General features: G+C 61.4%; 15 protein-coding genes and 2 pseudogenes. 10 read left to right on the forward strand and 7 right to left on the reverse strand.

Annotation, left to right across the window (positions count from 1 at the left end):
• Positions 1-52: 52 nt before the first annotated feature.
• The 4 genes and pseudogenes from purL to IMW75_RS00805 all read left to right on the forward strand — a co-directional run bounded on the left by purL (position 53) and on the right by IMW75_RS00805 (position 5,087).
• A complete protein-coding gene (gene purL, locus IMW75_RS00790; protein ID WP_205891629.1) occupies positions 53-3,949 on the forward strand; it encodes a phosphoribosylformylglycinamidine synthase in 3,897 nt (1,298 codons plus the stop codon).
• 5 nt (positions 3,950-3,954) lie between these two features.
• Positions 3,955-4,266, forward strand: coding sequence for a YqfO family protein (locus IMW75_RS00795; protein ID WP_205891630.1), 312 nt, complete (start codon positions 3,955-3,957; stop codon positions 4,264-4,266).
• A gap of 241 nt (positions 4,267-4,507) precedes the next feature.
• A pseudogene (locus IMW75_RS00800) lies at positions 4,508-4,785 on the forward strand (type II toxin-antitoxin system RelE/ParE family toxin).
• Positions 4,786-4,799: 14 nt separating this feature from the next.
• Positions 4,800-5,087 (forward strand): HigA family addiction module antitoxin, encoded by a 288-nt coding sequence (locus IMW75_RS00805; protein ID WP_082069249.1) that lies wholly within the window; start codon positions 4,800-4,802, stop codon positions 5,085-5,087.
• Positions 5,088-5,139: 52 nt separating this feature from the next.
• On the opposite strand, the gene IMW75_RS00810 is transcribed toward IMW75_RS00805, so the two are convergent.
• On the reverse strand, positions 5,140-5,961 hold the full coding sequence (locus IMW75_RS00810; protein ID WP_205891631.1) for a peptidoglycan DD-metalloendopeptidase family protein: 822 nt from the start codon (positions 5,959-5,961) through the stop codon (positions 5,140-5,142).
• A gap of 3 nt (positions 5,962-5,964) precedes the next feature.
• Positions 5,965-7,344 (reverse strand): exodeoxyribonuclease VII large subunit, encoded by a 1,380-nt coding sequence (gene xseA, locus IMW75_RS00815; RefSeq protein ID WP_205891706.1) that lies wholly within the window; start codon positions 7,342-7,344, stop codon positions 5,965-5,967.
• A 207-nt stretch (positions 7,345-7,551) separates the two neighbouring features.
• On the opposite strand from xseA, the pseudogene IMW75_RS00820 reads away from it, so the two are divergent.
• The 6 genes and pseudogenes from IMW75_RS00820 to tadA all read left to right on the forward strand — a co-directional run.
• Positions 7,552-7,817, forward strand: a pseudogene (locus IMW75_RS00820) (sulfite exporter TauE/SafE family protein); the annotation flags it as partial.
• Between the two features lie 162 nt (positions 7,818-7,979).
• A complete protein-coding gene (locus IMW75_RS00825) occupies positions 7,980-8,528 on the forward strand; it encodes a hypothetical protein (protein WP_045062141.1) in 549 nt (182 codons plus the stop codon).
• A gap of 243 nt (positions 8,529-8,771) precedes the next feature.
• Positions 8,772-10,241, forward strand: a complete 1,470-nt coding sequence (guaB, locus tag IMW75_RS00830; RefSeq protein WP_045062144.1) for an IMP dehydrogenase — start codon at positions 8,772-8,774, stop codon at positions 10,239-10,241.
• Between the two features lie 99 nt (positions 10,242-10,340).
• Positions 10,341-11,918, forward strand: coding sequence for a glutamine-hydrolyzing GMP synthase (gene guaA, locus IMW75_RS00835; protein ID WP_045062146.1), 1,578 nt, complete (start codon positions 10,341-10,343; stop codon positions 11,916-11,918).
• 261 nt (positions 11,919-12,179) lie between these two features.
• Positions 12,180-13,556 carry a multicopper oxidase family protein gene (locus IMW75_RS00840; protein WP_205891632.1) on the forward strand — a complete coding sequence of 459 codons (1,377 nt, stop codon included), beginning with the start codon at positions 12,180-12,182 and terminating at the stop codon, positions 13,554-13,556.
• Complete coding sequence (gene tadA / locus IMW75_RS00845; RefSeq protein ID WP_205891633.1) at positions 13,556-14,047, forward strand: tRNA adenosine(34) deaminase TadA; 492 nt, start codon at positions 13,556-13,558, stop codon at positions 14,045-14,047. Before IMW75_RS00840 ends, tadA begins: the two co-directional genes overlap by 1 nt.
• A gap of 122 nt (positions 14,048-14,169) precedes the next feature.
• On the opposite strand, the gene cmoB is transcribed toward tadA, so the two are convergent.
• From cmoB to lon, 5 genes are all read right to left on the reverse strand, one after another.
• Positions 14,170-15,126 carry a tRNA 5-methoxyuridine(34)/uridine 5-oxyacetic acid(34) synthase CmoB gene (gene cmoB, locus IMW75_RS00850; RefSeq protein ID WP_205891634.1) on the reverse strand — a complete coding sequence of 319 codons (957 nt, stop codon included), beginning with the start codon at positions 15,124-15,126 and terminating at the stop codon, positions 14,170-14,172.
• Complete coding sequence (gene cmoA / locus IMW75_RS00855) at positions 15,123-15,902, reverse strand: carboxy-S-adenosyl-L-methionine synthase CmoA (protein ID WP_205891635.1); 780 nt, start codon at positions 15,900-15,902, stop codon at positions 15,123-15,125. Before cmoA ends, cmoB begins: the two co-directional genes overlap by 4 nt.
• A 140-nt stretch (positions 15,903-16,042) precedes the next feature.
• A complete protein-coding gene (locus tag IMW75_RS00860; RefSeq protein ID WP_205891636.1) occupies positions 16,043-16,684 on the reverse strand; it encodes a lysoplasmalogenase family protein in 642 nt (213 codons plus the stop codon).
• 2 nt (positions 16,685-16,686) lie between these two features.
• Entirely contained in the window at positions 16,687-17,079 is a 393-nt protein-coding gene (locus IMW75_RS00865; RefSeq protein WP_045058045.1) for a protease inhibitor I42 family protein, read from the reverse strand.
• A 193-nt stretch (positions 17,080-17,272) separates the two neighbouring features.
• A complete protein-coding gene (lon, locus tag IMW75_RS00870; RefSeq protein ID WP_045058044.1) occupies positions 17,273-19,690 on the reverse strand; it encodes an endopeptidase La in 2,418 nt (805 codons plus the stop codon).
• Positions 19,691-19,716 lie beyond the last annotated feature (26 nt).

Consider the following 19,716-nt stretch of genomic DNA (forward strand, 5'->3'; position numbering starts at 1 on the left):
AGGCTAGAATGCACGGCCTCAAAGCACACCCCTTCCCGAGGCTGTCCCGAAGATGTTGATCCTGCGCGGCGCTCCTGCCCTTTCTGCCTTTCGCCACAGCAAACTCCTTGAGCAACTTCGCCGATGCGTCCCGGCTGTCAGCGGCTTGTATGCTGAATTCGCTCACTTCGCCGAGGTTACCGGCGTCCTGACCGGCGACGAACAGCAGGTGCTCGCGCGCCTTCTGAAGTACGGCCCAAGTGTTCCAGTCCAGGAGCCGACCGGTCGTCTGTTCCTGGTGTTGCCACGTTTCGGCACCATCTCGCCCTGGTCCAGCAAAGCCAGCGACATCGCTCGCAACTGCGGCCTGGGCAAGATCCAGCGCCTTGAGCGCGGCATCGCCTTCTATGTCGCCGGCCAGTTCAGCGAAACTGAAGCGCAGCTGATCTCGGACGCCTTGCACGACCGCATGACCCAGATCGTCCTGGCCAACCTGGAGCAGGCCGCAGGTCTGTTCAGCCACGCCGAGCCCAAGCCCCTGACCGCGATCGACGTGTTGGGCGGCGGCCGCGCCGCGCTGGAAAAAGCCAACACCGAGCTGGGTCTGGCCCTGGCCGAAGACGAGATCGACTATCTGGTCAACGCTTTCGTCGGCTTGAAGCGCAACCCACACGACATCGAACTGATGATGTTCGCCCAGGCCAACTCCGAGCACTGCCGTCACAAGATCTTCAACGCCAGTTGGGACATTGACGGTCAGAGCCAGGAAAAAAGCCTGTTCGGCATGATCAAGAACACCTACCAGATGCACAGCGAAGGCGTCCTGTCCGCTTACAAGGACAACGCCTCGGTGATCGTCGGTAACGTCGCCGGTCGTTTCTTCCCGGACCCTGAAACCCGCCAGTACGGCGCGGTGCAGGAGCCGGTGCACATCCTGATGAAGGTGGAAACCCACAACCACCCGACCGCGATCGCCCCGTTCCCGGGCGCATCCACCGGTTCCGGTGGCGAGATCCGCGACGAAGGCGCTACCGGTCGCGGCGCCAAGCCAAAGGCTGGCCTCACTGGTTTCACCGTGTCGAACCTGCAGATCCCGGGCTTCGAACAGCCGTGGGAAGTGCCGTACGGCAAGCCTGAGCGCATCGTTACCGCGCTGGACATCATGATCGAAGGCCCACTGGGTGGCGCCGCGTTCAACAACGAATTCGGCCGTCCCGCCCTGACCGGCTACTTCCGTACCTTCGAACAGTCGATCACCACTCCCCGTGGCGACGAGGTTCGCGGTTACCACAAGCCGATCATGCTGGCCGGCGGCATGGGTAACATCCGTGCCGAACACGTACAGAAAGGCGAGATCATTGTCGGCTCCAAGCTGATCGTCCTCGGTGGCCCGGCCATGTTGATCGGCCTGGGTGGCGGCGCGGCTTCCTCCATGGCCACCGGCACCAGCTCGGCTGACCTGGATTTTGCATCCGTACAGCGCGAAAACCCGGAAATGGAACGTCGCTGCCAGGAAGTCATCGACCGTTGCTGGCAGTTGGGTGACAAGAACCCGATCAGCTTCATCCATGACGTCGGCGCCGGCGGCCTGTCCAACGCTTTCCCGGAACTGGTCAACGACGGCAACCGTGGCGGTCGCTTCGAACTGCGCAACATTCCAAACGACGAGCCGGGCATGGCCCCGCACGAAATCTGGAGTAACGAATCCCAGGAACGTTACGTCCTGGCGGTTGGCCCTGCGGACTTCGAACGCTTCCAGGCGATCTGCGAACGCGAGCGTTGCCCGTTTGCCGTCGTCGGCGAAGCCACTGCCGAGCCGCAACTGACCGTCACCGACAGTCACTTTGGCAACAACCCGGTGGACATGCCACTCGAAGTGCTGCTGGGCAAGGCTCCGCGCATGCACCGCTCGGCTGTTCGTGAAAACGAACTGGGCGATGACTTCGATCCGTCGACGCTCGAGATCGCCGACTGCGTTGAACGCGTTCTGCATCACCCGGCCGTCGCCAGCAAAAGCTTCCTGATCACCATCGGCGACCGCACCATCACCGGCCTCGTGGCCCGTGACCAGATGGTCGGCCCGTGGCAGGTTCCAGTGGCCGACGTTGCCGTCACCGCCACCAGCTTCGACGTCTACACCGGTGAAGCCATGGCCATGGGCGAGCGGACTCCGCTGGCTCTGCTGGACGCTCCGGCGTCGGGCCGCATGGCCATTGGTGAGACCCTGACCAACATCGCCGCTTCGCGCATCAACAAGATCTCCGACATCAAACTGTCGGCGAACTGGATGTCCGCGGCCGGTCACCCGGGTGAAGACGCACGTCTGTACGACACCGTGAAAGCAGTTGGCATGGAATTGTGCCCGGACCTGGGTATCACCATCCCGGTGGGCAAGGACTCCATGTCCATGGCCACCCGCTGGAACGATAACGGCGAAGACAAGACCGTCACCTCGCCGATGTCCCTGATCGTGACCGGTTTCGCGCCAGTGGCTGACATCCGTCAGACCCTGACTCCGGAACTGCGCATGGACAAGGGCACCACCGACCTGATCCTGATCGACCTGGGCCGTGGCCAGAACCGCATGGGCGCCTCGATCCTGGCCCAGGTTCACGGCAAGCTCGGCTCGCAAGCGCCGGACGTCGATGATGCCGAAGACCTGAAAGCCTTCTTCGCAGTGATCCAGGGCCTCAACGCCGATGGTCACCTGCTGGCTTACCACGACCGTTCCGACGGTGGCCTGCTGACCAGCGTAGTGGAAATGGCGTTTGCCGGTCACTGCGGCCTGAGCCTGAATCTCGATGGTCTGGCAGAAACCTCCGCTGACATCGCCGCGATCCTGTTCAACGAAGAACTGGGCGCCGTGATCCAGGTTCGTCAGGACGCCACGCCAGACATCCTCGCGCAGTTCAGCGCGGCCGGTCTGGGCGACTGCGTGTCGGTGATCGGTCAGCCAATGAACAATGGCCAGATCAACATCACGTTCAACGGCGAAACCGTATTCGAAGGCCTGCGTCGTCTGCTGCAACGTACCTGGGCTGAAACCAGCTACCAGATCCAGCGTCTGCGTGACAACGTCGACTGCGCCGAACAAGAGTTCGACGTGCTGCTGGAAGAAGACAACCCGGGCCTGAGCGTCAAGCTGAGCTTTGACGTCAACCAGGACGTCGCTGCGCCTTACATCAAGAAAGGCATTCGTCCACAGGTTGCCGTATTGCGTGAGCAGGGCGTCAACGGTCAGGTGGAAATGGCGGCGGCATTTGATCGCGCCGGCTTCAACGCCATTGACGTGCACATGAGCGACATCCTGGCCGGCCGTGTCGACCTGAACGAGTTCAAGGGCCTGGTGGCCTGCGGTGGTTTCTCCTACGGCGACGTACTGGGTGCCGGCGAAGGCTGGGCCAAGTCCGCGCTGTTCAACAGCCGTGCTCGCGATGCGTTCCAGGGCTTCTTCGAACGCAACGACAGCTTCACTCTCGGTGTGTGCAACGGTTGCCAGATGATGTCCAACCTGCATGAGCTGATCCCGGGCAGCGAGTTCTGGCCACACTTCGTGCGCAACCGTTCCGAGCAGTTCGAAGCGCGCGTGGCGATGGTTCAGGTCCAGGAATCGAACTCGATCTTCCTCCAGGGCATGGCCGGTTCGCGTATGCCGATCGCCATCGCCCACGGTGAAGGCCATGCCGAGTTCGCCAGCGAAGAAGCCTTGCTCGAAGCCGATCTGTCGGGGTGCGTGGCGATGCGTTTCGTCGACAACCACGGCAAGGTCACCGAGAAGTATCCGGCCAACCCGAACGGCTCGCCGCGCGGCATCACCGGGCTGACCAGCCGTGACGGTCGCGTGACCATCATGATGCCGCACCCTGAGCGTGTATTCCGCGCCGTGCAGAACTCGTGGCGCTCGGAAGACTGGAACGAAGACGCGCCGTGGATGCGCATGTTCCGCAACGCTCGCGTGTGGGTGAACTAAGCCCCATGTTCAAGCTCTCCTTTTTCGTTCCGACCAGCCACGTCGATGGGGTCAAGAGTGCTGTGTTCGCTGCCGGTGGCGGTCGAATCGGTGCCTATGACCACTGTTCGTGGCAGGTCCTGGGCCAAGGCCAGTTCCGCCCGCTGGACGGCAGTCAGCCGTTCATTGGCGAGGCTGGCGAGGTCGAGCAGGTGGAGGAATGGAAAGTCGAGCTGGTCGTGGCGGATGAGCTGATCGTGGCCGTGGTGGCCGCGTTGAAGCTCAGTCACCCGTATGAGACACCGGCTTACGAGGTATGGCGGCTGGAGGATTATTGATCTCTGGTTGCTGAGACAGGAAACCCGCCGGGCCAGTTTGGTCGGCGGGTTTTTTGTTGTCTGTAAGCTTGCGTCTGACGTGTGCTTCGCAGGGTTCCTACAGGTTTTTAGGGTTGTCGCTCGGAACCCGAATCTCTAGTTTCCTGGGTTTAAATATCCGAGTGACCGACCCCATGAAGCCCGATCAAAAATCCTCCGATAAGCCATTGCAGTGCGTGATGTATCGCGTCACAATCCTCGCATGATTGTCAGCTGGAAACATAAAGGCCTCAGAGCTTTCTATGAGACTGGTTCAACCAAAGGCATCAACACGAATCATGCAAAGCGCTTGCGTCGAGTCCTCCTCATCCTGGACAGCGCCCGCCACTCAAGTGAGCTGGATCTCCCCGGTTGGCGATTCCATAGTTTGAGAGGCGAGCTGGCTGACTATTGGTCGGTCAGCATAAGTGGTACTGGCGCATCATTTTTCGCATGTTCGACGACCACGTCGAGCTGGTTGATTATCTTGACTACCACTGAGCAGAGGCAGCTGAATGGGTATGCACAATCCTCCTCATCCTGGCGAAATCTTGCTTGAGGACGTGGTTCCCGGACTGGGGATCACCATTACTGAAATGGCTCGACGTCTCGGGTATGCCCGGGAAACTTTTTCCAGAATATTGCATGGGCACGCGCCTATCAGTCCCGATCTGGCTGTACGTTTGGAGCGCGCTGGCATCAGCAAGGCCCAAACCTGGCTGGCCATGCAGTGCAGCTACGATTTGTGGCAGGCCGAGCACCGCGAGCAGCCTCAGATCGAGCGGTTTGCTCGCATCGATTGAGCTACGATCAAACCCGCTTTCTCAGCCGTGCGCTGATTGATGGGGGGATCACTTACGGCTGAAACGCTCCAATGAAAATCGCCGGATCCACCCGCGCATCATTCAGGCTCACATTCCAGTGCATGTGCGGGCCGGTGGCGCGGCCGGTGGCGCCGACTTTGCCGACTACGCCGCCGCGAGGCATTTGCTGGCCGACGTTCACGTCGATTTTCGACATGTGGCAGAACATGCTGATAAAGCCTTGGCCGTGGTCGACGAACACCGTGTTGCCGTTGAAGAAGTAGTTGCCGATCAGGATCACCTTGCCGGCGGCGGGGGTCTTGATCGGAGTGCCGGCGGGTACGGCGAAGTCCAGGCCGGAGTGGGCATTGCGTTCTTCGCCGTTGAAGAAGCGACGCACGCCGAACTTGCTGGAGAGGGGGCCGTTGACCGGTTTGTCCAGCAGCAGGTTGCTCGGGGTGTTCGGGCTGAAGGTGCGGTAGGCCTTGATCTGCTCGGCCAGCTCGCCCTCAATGCGCTTGAGGTTGGCCGGGTTCGGGTTGACCTGCTGGGTGTTTTTCAGGGTGATGTGCTGTTCCGGGTACTTCTTGCTGCCAACGGTGAACGCCAGGTTGCGCCCGCCGCTGCTGACTTGCTGGGGGCCAGGCTTGACCGTCAGCGGCACGCCGACAATGGCTAGCCAGTTGTTCTGTTCCTTCACCACCAGCACCGGCTTGCCTTGATAGCTGGCCTTGGGTGGTTGCGCAGAGGTGCCCAGGTCCACCACCGCCACGCCGCCCGGCACCGGTTTGTTGAGCACGCGAGTGATGTAGCTGTCGGCGTGGGCGTTGAAGGTCAGGCACAAGAAAAACAGCGAGGCGAGAATGCGCGGCATGGATCAATCCAGTAAAGAAAGGGTGACGGGCGTCAGGTGATTGTCTTCGACCCTGACTTGCAGCTCGCCTTCGCCCAGCCTGGCTTTGAGGCGCTGGCCGGTGTGGGTCTGGGCGGCGTTACGAATCGCATTACCGCGTTCATCCAACAGGATGCTGTAGCCGCGGCCAAGGGTCGCCAGGGGGCTGACCACGTGCAGCGTTTGCATCTGGTTTTGCAGCTGCATGCGCCGGTCCTTGAGCCCTTCGCGCATGGCCTTGGGCAGGCGTTCCGCGAGACTGTCGAGGCGCTGGCGCAGCATCGCCAATTGGAGCCCGGGATGCTGGCCGGCGAGGCGGGTTTCCAGGCGGATCAAACGTTCGCGACGGGTGTTGAGGCTGCGCTCGAAGGCCCGGCGCATGCGCATGTCCAGGTCGTCAAGGCGTTGCGCTTGCTGACGCAGGCGCTCACCGGGATGACGCAGGCGCCGGGACATGCCCTCCAGGCGCAGACGATCGCGCATCAGGCGATCGCGAATACGCATCACCAGGCGCCGATGCAGGCTTTCGACACGGCGCACCAGGTCGCTGGAGTCCGGCGCCAGTAACTCCGCAGCCGCCGAAGGGGTAGGGGCGCGTACGTCGGCGACGAAGTCACTGATCGACACATCGGTCTCGTGACCGACCGCGCTGACAATCGGCGTCACGCAGGCGTCCACGGCGCGGGCTACGGCTTCTTCGTTGAAACACCAGAGGTCTTCCAGCGAGCCGCCACCACGGGCCAGGATCAACGCGTCAAAGCCTCGGGCATCCGCCAGCTTCAGTGCCCTGACAATCTGGGCCGTGGCTTCGCGACCTTGCACGGCCGTCGGGATCAACGTCAGTTGAACCTGCGGAGCACGGCGGCGGAACACGCTGATGATGTCGCGAATCACCGCCCCCGTCGGCGAACTGATGATGCCGATGCGTTGCGGATGCGCCGGCAGCGCCACTTTGCGTTCGGCACTGAACAGGCCTTCAGCGCTGAGTTTTTCCTTCAGCGCATCGAACGCCAACCGCAGCGCTCCGTCACCGGCCGGCTCCACGGTATCGAGGATCAGTTGGTAATCGCCGCGGCCCTCGAAAAGCGAGACCTTGCCGCGCACTTTCACCGCCAGGCCATCCTTCAGCGCCTGGCGGACCCGCGCGGCGTTTTGCCGAAACAGTGCACAACGCACCTGGGCGCCGCTGTCCTTGAGGGTGAAATACACATGGCCGGACGCCGGGCGGGCGAGGTTGGAAATTTCGCCTTCGACCCAGATGTTGCTGAACACGTCTTCCAGCAACACCCGCGCGCGGCCGTTGAGCTGGCTGACAGTCAGGACTTCACGGTCCAGGCCGAGTCTTGCAAAGGGATCTTTAATCATGGGGCGCATGATAAAGGCAATCTCCTGCGCAATGCACGATCCCCGTAGGAGCCGCCGCAGGCTGCGATCTTTTGATCTTGAAAAATGCCTGCTTCGCCGAAAATCCAGATCAAAAGATCGCAGCCTGCGGCAGCGCCTGCAGGGTATTTTTGAAATGTCCATGGAGGCGCCGTCTTGGCTGTCCAGGTAGTCACCTGGGCCACGCAATTGTTTATCAGCGCCTACGGGATTTACAGCCTGTGGGTCAAAGCCCGTCCAACCCGGTTGTCTGCCGCCTGTTCGCTGTCGCAGGGGTGTACGCCGAGCTACCCTTGTTGTTACTGGCGCTGTGTTTGTTGCCGGCCATGGCGGTGGGTTTGTGGGTTGGCCTGCGTTTGACCCTGAGGTTGTCCCGCGAGGCGTTCGTGCGGCTGGTGACCTGGCTGGTGCTGGCCAGCGGGATCGCGTTGATCGGGCGTTATTTGAGTACTTGACCTGAGTGCGTCAGGGATTAAGCTGCCGGCCGCAAATCCATGTGGGAGCGAGCCTGCTCGCGATGGCGGTGGGTCAGGCAACTTCAAAGTGGCTGCAACGACCGAATCGCCAGCAGGCTCACTCCCACAAGGGTGATCATTCAGAACATGCAGGCTTGTGCCATGAATTCTCAAAGCATCATCGTCCCGAAAATCTCCACCCTGCCGGTGCACGAACCCCGAGCAAGGGCGGTCGTGCGGTGGCTGGTGCGCAAGAACATCATCAAGGAAGAACTCACCACCTGCGGCCGCACCGGCAGCCGCATGGGTCACGCAATCGCCGACGGTGCTCGTGCCGTGGTGCTGCACCCGCAAGCGCTGCCGTTCGGTGAGCCGATCAATGGCCTGGAGATCATTACCAAGCGCTGCATCTACACGCCGGCCAAGGGCTTTCTGGAAGAAGCGGGCTGCGCCGAGTGCCGCAAGGAAGTCGGCGAGGCGCTGTTCGAAAGCCTGGAAGACTGGATGCCGGGGCGCACCGATAACTTCACCTGCCCCGAATGCGGGCATGAAGATGACATCAACGGATTTCTGTTCCTGCAGGAGTGCGGGTTTTCCAACCTGGGGTTTATCTTCAACAATTGGGCCGAGGCAGGGTTCAAACAGAGCTTTATCGATGAGTTTGCCGATTGGCTGGATCAGCCGGTCAGTTGGGTAAAAGTCGAACTCTGATCCCTGCACCCCCCCCCTGTAGGAGCTGCCGAAGGCTGCGATCTTTTGACTTTGTTTTTAGAAAACAAGATCAAAAGATCGCAGCCTTCGGCAGCTCCTACATAAAAGCAGGAGCGCCCGAAAATCCGTGCAGCAATCCCCGTATATCAGCAAGGTCGATAATAGACAGAGTTTTACATTGAACCCGAGGGGGTGTCTGACTATAATGGCGCGCTTCCATTTTCCCGCTCGGGAGCCCCCGCGATGCTGCGTATCAGCCAAGAAGCTCTGACATTCGACGACATTCTCCTAGTGCCCGGTTATTCCGAGGTGCTTCCTAACGAAGTCAGTCTCAAGACCCGCCTAACCCGTGGCATCGAGCTGAATATTCCTCTGGTTTCTGCCGCCATGGACACCGTCACTGAAGCCCGACTGGCAATTGCCATGGCTCAGGAAGGTGGCATCGGTATTATCCACAAGAACATGACCATCGAGCAGCAAGCTGCCGAAGTGCGCAAGGTCAAGCGTTACGAAGCCGGCGTGGTCAAGGATCCGATCACCATCGAGGCTGACGCCACGGTGCGTGAACTGTTCGAACTGACCCGCCTGCACAACATCTCCGGTGTTCCGGTACTGCACGATGGCGACCTGGTCGGCATCGTCACTTCCCGTGACGTGCGTTTTGAAAACCGTATGGAAGCCACTGTCCGTGAAGTGATGACGCCTAAAGAGCGCCTGGTCACGGTCAAGGAAGGCGCCGACAAGAACGACGTTCGCGAGCTGTTGCACAAACACCGCATCGAACGCGTCCTGATCGTTGACGGCAAGTTTGCCCTCAAGGGCATGATGACCGTCAATGACATCGAAAAAGCCAAGGCTTACCCGCTGGCCAGCAAGGACGATCAAGGTCGTCTGCGCGTAGGCGCTGCAGTCGGTACCGGTAAAGATACGGGCGATCGCGTTGCGGCGCTGGTCAATGCCGGCGTTGACGTGGTGGTGGTCGACACTGCCCACGGTCACTCCAAGGGTGTGATCGACCGCGTTCGCTGGGTCAAGCAGAACTTCCCTGACGTGCAGGTCATCGGCGGCAACATCGCCACCGGCGCTGCCGCCAAGGCCCTGGCCGAAGCGGGTGCTGATGCAGTCAAGGTCGGTATCGGCCCTGGCTCGATCTGCACCACCCGTATCGTCGCTGGTGTAGGCGTGCCGCAAATCAGTGCCATCGCCAACGTCGCCGCAGCCCTTGAAGGCACCGGCGTTCCGTTGATCGCCGACGGCGGCATCCGTTTCTCCGGTGACCTGTCCAAGGCCATCGTAGCCGGTGCTTCCTGCGTGATGATGGGCTCGATGTTCGCCGGTACTGAAGAAGCGCCGGGCGAAATCGAACTGTTCCAGGGCCGTTCGTACAAGGCTTACCGTGGCATGGGTTCGCTGGGCGCCATGTCCCAGGCCCAGGGCTCTTCCGACCGCTACTTCCAGGATTCCTCGGCAGGCGCCGAGAAGCTTGTACCTGAAGGCATCGAAGGGCGTGTTCCGTACAAGGGCACCCTGAGCGCCATCATTCACCAGCTGATGGGCGGCCTGCGTTCCTCGATGGGTTACACCGGCAGTGCCGACATCGAAGAAATGCGCACCAAGCCCGAGTTCGTGCGGATCACCGGCGCCGGCATGGCCGAGTCCCACGTGCATGACGTGCAGATCACCAAGGAAGCGCCAAACTACCGCGTAGGTTGAGGCTTCAAGCACAAAGTTAAGTAACCGGGGCTGTTTTCTTCAGCCCCGAGTTGTTTCTGAATCACGACTGTTTCTGAATTACTTAGACGAGACTGAATCATGTCCCTCGACATTCACGCTCACCGCATCCTGATCCTCGACTTCGGTTCCCAGTACACCCAGCTGATTGCCCGCCGCGTGCGTGAGATCGGCGTGTACTGCGAACTGCATCCGTTCGACATGGATGAAGACGCGATTCGCGAATTCGCTCCGAAAGGCGTCATTCTCGCCGGCGGCCCCGAGTCTGTGCACGAAGCCAACAGCCCGCGCTGCCCGCAGGCGGTGTTTGACCTGGGCGTGCCGGTCTTCGGTATCTGCTACGGCATGCAGACCATGGCTGAACAGCTGGGTGGCAAGGTTGAAGGTTCCGAGCTGCGTGAGTTCGGTTACGCCCGTGTCGACGTGGTCGGCAAGAGTCGCCTGCTCGACGGCATCGAAGACCACATCGACGCTGACGGCCTGTTCGGCCTCGACGTGTGGATGAGCCATGGTGACAAGGTCACCCGGATGCCGCAGGAATTCCACATCCTGGCCAGCACTCCAAGCTGCCCGATCGCCGGCATGTTCGACGACGCTCGCGGCTACTACGGCGTGCAGTTCCATCCGGAAGTGACCCACACCAAGCAGGGCGGTCGCATCCTGTCGCGCTTCATCCTCGACATCTGCGGCTGTGAAGCCCTGTGGACTCCGTCGAAGATTGCCGAAGACGCCATCGCCAACATCCGCGCCCAGGTGGGTACCGACAACGTACTGCTGGGCCTGTCCGGCGGCGTCGACTCCTCGGTGGTTGCGGCCCTGTTGCACAAGGCCATCGGCGACCAGCTGACCTGCGTCTTTGTCGACAACGGCCTGCTGCGCCTGCACGAAGGTGAGCAAGTGATGGCCATGTTCGCTGAGAACATGGGCGTCAAGGTGATCCGCGCCAACGCTGAGGACCAGTTCCTCAACAACCTGGCTGGCGAAAGCGACCCGGAGAAAAAGCGCAAGATCATCGGTCGCACCTTCATCGACGTGTTTGATGCCCAGTCCAACAAACTGGACAACATCAAATACCTCGCCCAGGGCACCATCTACCCGGACGTGATCGAGTCGGCTGGCGCGAAAAGCGGCAAGGCCCACGTGATCAAGTCGCACCACAACGTGGGTGGCCTGCCGGAAGAAATGAACCTCAAGCTGGTTGAACCCCTGCGCGAGCTGTTCAAGGACGAGGTCCGTCGCCTGGGCCTGGAACTCGGCCTGCCATACGACATGGTCTACCGTCACCCGTTCCCGGGCCCGGGCCTGGGCGTGCGGATCCTCGGTGAAGTGAAGAAGGAATACGCCGACCTGTTGCGTCGTGCCGACCACATCTTCATCGAAGAACTGCGCAAGGCCGACTGGTACCACAAGGTCAGCCAGGCGTTCGTAGTGTTCCAGCCGGTGAAATCGGTTGGCGTGGTTGGCGATGGCCGTCGTTACGCCTGGGTCGTGGCCCTGCGTGCCGTGGAAACCATCGACTTCATGACCGCGCGTTGGGCACACCTGCCCTACGAACTGCTGGAAACCGTCAGCGGCCGGATCATCAATGAAATCGAAGGCATCTCCCGCGTGACCTACGACGTGTCGAGCAAGCCGCCAGCGACCATTGAGTGGGAATGATCCCACTCTGACTGATCGCCTGTAATACCCGAAGGCCCCATGAGCGTGAATTCATGGGGCCTTTTGTTTATCAGGCGGCGAAAGTCGGCAGTCCCCCTTCAAGCGTCAAGCCCATGCGGCAACAGTGATCTTGTTCGGCTAGGCCCGCCTCCGGCTGCGGCCATCCGCCGCGCCGCCCTTACTGTTTCTCAACTGCAGGTGTATCGTATTCGCCTTTTACCGGCCCCCGGGCCGGTGCAGATAAGTGAGGTAGCTGAGTTCATGTCCTTTACCCGTCGCCAAATTCTCGGTGGCCTGTCCGGTCTTGTTGTCGTTGGTCTCGGAGCGGGTGGCGCCTCGCGGTACTGGCTGGGCAAGATGGCTGACGCCGACGCGGGTCATGACTACGAATTGATCGCGGCGCCACTGGACGTCGAACTGGTCCCTGGGCACACCACCCAAGCCTGGGCGTTCGGCCCTTCGGCGCCGGGCACCGAGTTGCGCGTGCGCCAGGGCGAATGGCTGCGAGTGCGTTTCATCAACCGCCTGCCGGTCGCCACGACTATTCACTGGCACGGCATCCGCCTGCCGCTGGAGATGGACGGCGTGCCCTATGTGTCGCAGCTCCCGGTTCTGCCGGGTGAGTATTTCGACTACAAGTTTCGTGTCCCCGATGCCGGCAGCTACTGGTACCACCCCCACGTAAACAGCAGCGAAGAACTTGGCCGTGGCCTGGTCGGTCCGCTGATTGTGGAAGAGCGCGAGCCTACCGGTTTCAAATATGAAAAGACCTTGAGCCTGAAGAGCTGGCACGTCGATGAAGAGGGCGCGTTCGTTGCGTTCAGCATCCCTCGCGAAGCGGCCCGGGGTGGCACCGCAGGGCGCTTGTCGACCATCAACGGAGTGTCCCAGGCGGTGATCGATTTGCCCGCCGGGCAGATCACCCGCGTGCGCCTGCTCAACCTCGACAACACCCTGACCTATCGACTGAACATTCCCGGCGTTGAAGCGCAGATCTACGCGCTGGATGGCAACCCTATCGAACCGCGCCCGCTGGGCAAGGAGTACTGGCTCGGCCCGGGCATGCGCATTTGCCTGGCGATCAAGGCGCCTGCCGCGGGTGAAGAGTTATACCTGCGCAACGGCCCGGTCCGCCTGGGGACCTTGCGCTCGGTGGCCAACACCGACGCGCCGAGCCAATGGCCCCCCGCACTGCCGCGCAACCCGGTGGCCGAGCCGGACCTGGCCAATGCCGAGAAACTCAACTTCAATTTCGAATGGGTGGGCTCGGTGTCGGTCAACGTCGATAACGGCAAGCCGCCCAGCCTTTGGCAGATCAATGGCCAGGCCTGGGACATCACCGATAAAACCTGCGCCGACCGGCCGATTGCCAAGCTCGAAAAGGGCAAGAGCTACATCTTCGAACTGAAAAACATGACCCAGTATCAGCACCCGATCCACTTGCACGGCATGAGCTTCAAAGTGATTGCCTCAAACCGTCACAAGGTCATTCCGTACTTCACGGACACCTACCTGCTGGGCAAGAACGAGCGCGCACAGGTCGCCCTGGTGGCGGATAATCCCGGCGTGTGGATGTTTCATTGTCATGTGATCGACCACATGGAAACCGGCCTGATGGCCGCCATCGAGGTGGCGTGATGCGGCAGATTCGCCCTGCTGCGATCATCGATCGCAGCCGTGACCAGGATTTCATGCGCGAGGCGCTGGCCCTCGCGGCCCAAGGCGCGGCATTGGGAGAGGTGCCCGTCGGTGCGGTGCTGGTGCAGGATGGAGAAATCATCGGTCGTGGCTTCAATTGCCCGATCAGCGGCAACGACCCCAGCGCCCATGCCGAGATGGTCGCGATCCGCGCTGCGGCATTGGCCGCCAGCAACTACCGCCTGCCCGGCAGCACGCTCTACGTAACCCTTGAACCTTGCAGCATGTGCGCGGGGTTGATTGTGCATTCGCGGATTGCGCGGGTGGTGTATGGCGCCCTGGAGCCCAAGGCGGGGATTGTGCAGAGCCAGGGGCAGTTCTTTACCCAGGGTTTTTTGAATCACCGGGTGTTGTTTGAAGGCGGGGTTTTGGCGCAGGAGTGTGGCGCGGTGCTGAGCGAGTTCTTCAAGGCGCGCCGGGCCAAACCCTAATCACCAATCCCCTTGTAGGAGCGAGCTTGCTCGCGATGGTCGTCAACGAAAACGCTGGGAGCCTGATTCCCCACGGCGCTCTCGAGTTCATCGCGAGCAAGCTCGCTCCTACAGGGGGAAGTTTATTTGCGGGCTACGATGACGGCACGCATCGGCGCCGGCAGGCCTTCGATCGTCTTGCTGTGATCCTCTGGATCAAGGAAATCGCTCAACGACTGATACTTCATCCACTGCGTCCCGCGCTGTTCCTCGACAGTGGTCACGCTCACATCCACGCACTTCACTTCGGTGAAACCGGCGCGGCGCAACCAGAGCATAAGCGCCGGAACCGACGGCAGGAACCATACATTGCGCATCTGTGCGTAACGGTCTTCGGGTACCAGCACCTGCTGCTGATCGCCTTCGATCACCAGCGTCTCCAGCACCAGTTCGCCACCCTTGACCAGGCAATCCTTCAGCGCCAGCAAATGCTCGATCGGCGAACGGCGGTGGTAGAACACGCCCATCGAAAACACCGTGTCGAAGCCTTCCATGTTCGGCGGCAGGTCTTCGAACGGAAACGGCAGGTGCCAGGCATTCGGTTCGGACAGGTAACGCTGCACGGCCTGGAACTGGCAGAAGAACAGCCAGTTCGGATCAACGCCAATCACACTGTCGGCACCGGCACCGAGCATGCGCCACATGTAGTAGCCATTGCCGCAGCCGACATCGAGGATGCGTTTGCCCTTCAAATCCAGATGGGGCGCAACCCGCGACCACTTCCAGTCCGAGCGCCACTCGGTGTCGACGTGCACGCCGAACAAATCGAACGGCCCCTTGCGCCACGGTGACAAACCCATCAGCGCCGAGCGCATCTGCGCGCGGGTGTCGTCGTCGCAATCGGTGTCCAGGGTCAGGCCGTTGAGCAAATCGACTTCACTCGGCTGGATCTTCGGCAAGGCGTCCAGCGCGCTTTGCCAACGCTCCAGATCGCCATGGCCTTTTTCCATTTTCTTGTCGAGCTGGGCTTGCAGCGTATTGGCCCAATCGGCCAGCGGGGTGCCAGCGAGACGGCGGGCGAGGGGAGACAGATCAATCATGGCAAGGCAATCAACGAGGCAAAGTTAAGACACTGGAACCACGGCACGACTTTCGAGAACCCGGCCGCGAGCAGGCGCTCCCGGTGTTCTTCAAGGCTGTCGGGCTTCATGACGTTTTCGATGGCGCTGCGCTTCTGGGCAATCTCCAGCTCGCTGTAGCCGTTGGCGCGCTTGAAGGCGACGTGCAGGTCGGTGAGCAGCGCATGTTCTTCAGGATCGTTGAAGCGCAGTTTTTCCGACAGAATCAGCGCGCCTCCCGGAACCAGAGCCTGGCGGATACGCGCGAGCAGCGCGGTGCGCTGCTCCGGTGCGATGAATTGCAGGGTGAAGTTAAGCGCCACCACCGAGGCCGGCTGGAACTTGAGCGCCAGGATGTCGCCTTCGATCACCTCCACCGGCAACAACTCCTGAAACATCGAGTCCTGGCCGTTGAGGTATTCGCGGCAGCGTTCAACCATGGCCACCGAGTTATCCACAGCGATCACGCGGCAGCCGTCCGTGCGCACGTGCCGGCGCAACGCCTGGGTTACGGCACCGAGGGACGAGCCCAGGTCATAGAGCACGCTGTCGGGCTGGGCAAACTGCGCGGCGAGCACCCCGAGATTCTCGACGATGGTTGGGTAACCCGGCACCGAGCGCTTGATCATGTCCGGGAAGACCCGCACCACATCCTCGTTGAAGGCGAAGTCAGGCACCTGGGCCAACGGCTGGGCGAAAAGGCGATCGGGTTCTTTGCTCACGGCGGTTCCAGCGGCATGGGTGGAAAAGGCCGGCATTTTAGCCAACTTGGCGCGCTGATGCGCGGGTTGTCTGATAAACCGTAAATCAAAAGATCGCAGCCTGGCAGCTCCTACCTTGCAACGCGATCCCCTGCAGGCGCTGCCGCAGGCTCGGGTCGCGTTCGGACGATTTTTTCTCAGGCGCGGCGCGGTTCGGTGGCGAACGCCGAAGCCGCAATCCCCCACTGCCCCAGCCAATAGCTCAGGATGATCACATACGGCGCCGCCTCGAACGGCATCACGAAGCGACTGATGCCGATCACGCTGTCGGAAAACACGAAGGCCACTGCGCCGGCCGCCGCCAGCATGGCCGAACGTTGCGGCACATCGGTGCCCAGGCGGGCCAATGCGCGCCAGAGCATCGTGCTGATCGCCAGGCCGTAGACAATCACCGGGATCAGCAAAGGCCCCAAACCACTGGCAATCAGAATCCCCAACAACAGGGCGCCGACAACCAGGGCCAGGATCAGCGGCATTACCGCCCACCGGCGGCAATCACTCAGATACGCCTTCAGGTACGCCAGATGCGCGACCAGGAAGGCCCCGAGACCAAAAACGAACAAATCCATCGGCCATGCCAGCAACACATCGCCCAGCAGGGAGAACATCAGGCCGAGGCTGATCCAGCGGCGATATTCACTGGGCGGCGCATCATGCAACCAGCCGAGCAGGGCCAGTATTGGCAATGGCTTGACCAGCAGACACAGCAGCGTGGCATGCACGCTGAGGCCGTACAGGAACGTCACCGCGCCCATCAGCGCCAGAATCAGCCAGCCCACGGTCAGTTCACCGAGATCGCGCAGTCGAAGGTGTCTACCGGCAACACCTCAGGTGCCCAGGGTTGCTGGGAGGTCAGGCGCAGGCGTCCGGTGCCGGTGGCGAAGGCCTGGAAGCGCCAGGTCGAAATCCCGGCGGAGCCGACGATGCCGGCGTCTTCAGGGTTGCTGTACACCTCGGGGCCGAGGGCGTGCAGCACGCCGCCAGCCGAGTCCTGAATCGCCCAGCGGTAGCCCGTGGTCGGGTTGCTGGGCAGCGTCACAATCAGGTTCTGCCCGTTATGCAGCTTGGCCGGGCATTGGCTCTGTTTTTCCACGGTCAGGTTCTGGCCCGGTTGCGAGGAGCAGGCGGCAAGCAGAGCGAGGCTCATGGGAACAAGCAGGCGAATCGGGGACATGGGCTCAACGGCTCCGGCGGTGACGACGAACGGCGAGCATAACTGAAGATGAGACAGAGTGTGACAGTCGCTCGGAGGCGACCAGGAAGAGGGCGGCGTCACTGCCGACGCTATCGCGAGCAAGCTCGCTCCCACAGGTTTGTCGCAATCCCTGTGGGAGCGAGCTTGCTCGCGAACGGTGTTGCAGGCGCGATCAGAACAATATCTTCGCCACATCCGCAAAACGCTTGGCAAAGTGCACGGTGATCCCTTCCTTCAGGTACTCCGGCAACTCCTCAAAGCTCCCGCGATTGGGCTCCGGCAAGATCAATTCGAAAATCTTCTGCCGACGCGCCGCAATCACTTTCTCGCGCACCCCGCCAATGGGCAGCACGTGCCCGGTCAAGGTCAGTTCACCGGTCATTGCCACGCCTTTTTTCGGCGGCTGGTTGCGCGCCAGGGACAGCAGGGCGCTGGCCATGGTGACACCCGCGCTCGGGCCGTCCTTGGGCGTGGCGCCCTCTGGAACGTGCAGGTGCACAAAGGCTTCGTCGAAGAACTTCGGATCGCCGCCGAAAGACTTCAGGTTCGAGCTCACGTAGCTGTAGGCAATCTCTGCCGATTCCTTCATCACATCGCCCAGTTGACCGGTGAGCTTAAAGCCACGGTTGAGCGTATGGATGCGGGTTGCTTCGATCGGCAAGGTCGCGCCGCCCATGCTGGTCCAGGCAAGACCGGTAATGACACCCGTACCGGAGAGCACTTGCTCGTTGCGGAACACCGGGTGACCGAGGGAGGCTTCGAGGTCTTTCGGGCCGAGCTTGATCACCGCTTTGGGTTCGTCGATCAGCTTCACCACCGCCTTGCGCACCAGTTTGCCCAGTTGTTTTTCCAACTGGCGCACCCCGGCTTCACGGGCGTAGCCATCGATCAACGCTTTCAGCGCGCTGTCGCTGATCGACAGGCTGCCCTTGGAGACGCCGGCTTTTTCCAGCTGCTTGGGCCACAGGTGACGCTTGGCGATGGCGATTTTTTCTTCGGTGATGTAGCCCGACAGGCGAATCACTTCCATCCGGTCCAGCAGCGGGCCGGGAATTGAATCCAGGGTGTTGGCGGTGCACACGAACAGGACTTTGGACAGGTCCATGCGCAAGTCCAGGTAATGGTCGAGGAATTCGACGTTCTGTTCCGGGTCCAGGGTTTCCAGCAGCGCCGAGGCCGGGTCGCCCTGGTAGCTCTGGCCCATCTTGTCGATCTCGTCGAGCATGATCACCGGGTTCATCACTTCGACGTCTTTGAGCGCCTGCACCAGCTTGCCCGGTTGTGCGCCGATGTAGGTGCGCCGGTGGCCCTTGATCTCGGCTTCGTCGCGCATGCCGCCGAGGCTGAAGCGATAGAACGGACGACCCAGGGACTCGGCGATGGATTTGCCGACACTGGTCTTGCCCACACCGGGCGGCCCGACCAGCAGCACAATGGAGCCACTGATTTCGCCTTTATAGGCACCCACGGCGAGGAATTCGAGGATGCGGTCCTTGATGTCGTCCAGGCCGGCGTGGTGTTTGTCCAGCACCTTGCGGGCGTGCCTGAGGTCCAGTTTGTCCTTGCCGTAGACGCCCCAAGGCACCGAAGTCGCCCAGTCGAGGTAGTTGCGGGTGACCGCATACTCCGGCGAGCCGGTTTCGAGAATCGACAGCTTGTTGATTTCTTCGGCAATGCGCTTCTGGGCCTGAGCCGAGAGCACTTTGCCTTCCAGGCGCTGTTCGAACTGTTCGATGTCGGCGCTACGGTCGTCCTTGGTCAGGCCCAGCTCCTGCTGGATGACCTTCAACTGCTCCTTGAGGAAGAACTCGCGCTGGTGTTCGCCAATCTTGCGGTTCACCTCGGCGGAGATTTCTTTCTGCAGGCGCGCGACTTCGACTTCCTTGCGCAGCATGGGCAGGACTTTTTCCATGCGCTTGAGCATCGGCACACAGTCGAGCACTTCCTGCAGCTCGTTGCCGGTGGCGGAAGTGAGGGCGGCGGCGAAGTCGGTCAGGGGGGATGGATCGTTGGGGCTGAAGCGATTGAGGTAGTTCTTCAGCTCTTCGCTGTACAGCGGGTTGAGCGGTAACAGTTCCTTGATCGCGTTGATCAGCGCCATCCCATAGGCCTTGACCTCGTCGGTCGGCTCGGTGGGTTGGTGCGGGTATTCGACTTCCACCAGATAAGGCGGGCGGTGGTGCTTGAGCCAGGTGCGAATGCGCACGCGGGTCAGGCCCTGGGCGACGAACTGCAGTTTGCCGTTTTCGCGGCTGGCGTGATGCACCTTGACCAGCGTGCCGTAGAGCGGCAGCGCCGAGGTGTCGAAATGGCGCGGGTCTTCCTGGGGCGTGTCCATGTAGAACAGGGCCAGGGAGTGATGCTCGGATTTGCTGACCAGATCCAGGGTTTCCGCCCAGGGTTCTTCATTGACGATGACCGGGAGTACCTGGGCCGGGAAGAAGGGGCGGTTGTGGATCGGGATGATGTAGACCTTGTCCGGCAGGTTCTGGCCGGGGAGTGCGAGGCCTTTGCCGGTGGAGTGGTGCTCGGCGTTCTCGGGGTCCGCGTACTCGCTGGGGTCTTCGGGGAATTCTTGCTGGTCGCTCATGGGGCACCTGCGCAATGGGATATGGG

It is taken from the genome of Pseudomonas gregormendelii, assembly GCF_017114825.1.
GTDB classification, from domain to species: Bacteria; Pseudomonadota; Gammaproteobacteria; order Pseudomonadales; family Pseudomonadaceae; genus Aquipseudomonas; species Aquipseudomonas gregormendelii.

Bases quoted from the DNA above. Each gene is read 5' to 3' on its own strand.
- purL (WP_205891629.1), top strand. From the start codon at position 53: ATGTTGATCCTGCGCGGCGCTCCTGCCCTTTCTGCCTTTCGCCACAGC.
- IMW75_RS00795 (WP_205891630.1), top strand. From the start codon at position 3,955: ATGTTCAAGCTCTCCTTTTTCGTTCCGACCAGCCACGTCGATGGGGTC.
- IMW75_RS00805 (WP_082069249.1), top strand. From the start codon at position 4,800: ATGGGTATGCACAATCCTCCTCATCCTGGCGAAATCTTGCTTGAGGAC.
- IMW75_RS00810 (WP_205891631.1), bottom strand. From the start codon at position 5,961: ATGCCGCGCATTCTCGCCTCGCTGTTTTTCTTGTGCCTGACCTTCAAC.
- xseA (WP_205891706.1), bottom strand. From the start codon at position 7,344: ATGATTAAAGATCCCTTTGCAAGACTCGGCCTGGACCGTGAAGTCCTG.
- IMW75_RS00825 (WP_045062141.1), top strand. From the start codon at position 7,980: ATGAATTCTCAAAGCATCATCGTCCCGAAAATCTCCACCCTGCCGGTG.
- guaB (WP_045062144.1), top strand. From the start codon at position 8,772: ATGCTGCGTATCAGCCAAGAAGCTCTGACATTCGACGACATTCTCCTA.
- guaA (WP_045062146.1), top strand. From the start codon at position 10,341: ATGTCCCTCGACATTCACGCTCACCGCATCCTGATCCTCGACTTCGGT.
- IMW75_RS00840 (WP_205891632.1), top strand. From the start codon at position 12,180: ATGTCCTTTACCCGTCGCCAAATTCTCGGTGGCCTGTCCGGTCTTGTT.
- tadA (WP_205891633.1), top strand. From the start codon at position 13,556: ATGCGGCAGATTCGCCCTGCTGCGATCATCGATCGCAGCCGTGACCAG.
- cmoB (WP_205891634.1), bottom strand. From the start codon at position 15,126: ATGATTGATCTGTCTCCCCTCGCCCGCCGTCTCGCTGGCACCCCGCTG.
- cmoA (WP_205891635.1), bottom strand. From the start codon at position 15,902: ATGCCGGCCTTTTCCACCCATGCCGCTGGAACCGCCGTGAGCAAAGAA.
- IMW75_RS00865 (WP_045058045.1), bottom strand. From the start codon at position 17,079: ATGTCCCCGATTCGCCTGCTTGTTCCCATGAGCCTCGCTCTGCTTGCC.
- lon (WP_045058044.1), bottom strand. From the start codon at position 19,690: ATGAGCGACCAGCAAGAATTCCCCGAAGACCCCAGCGAGTACGCGGAC.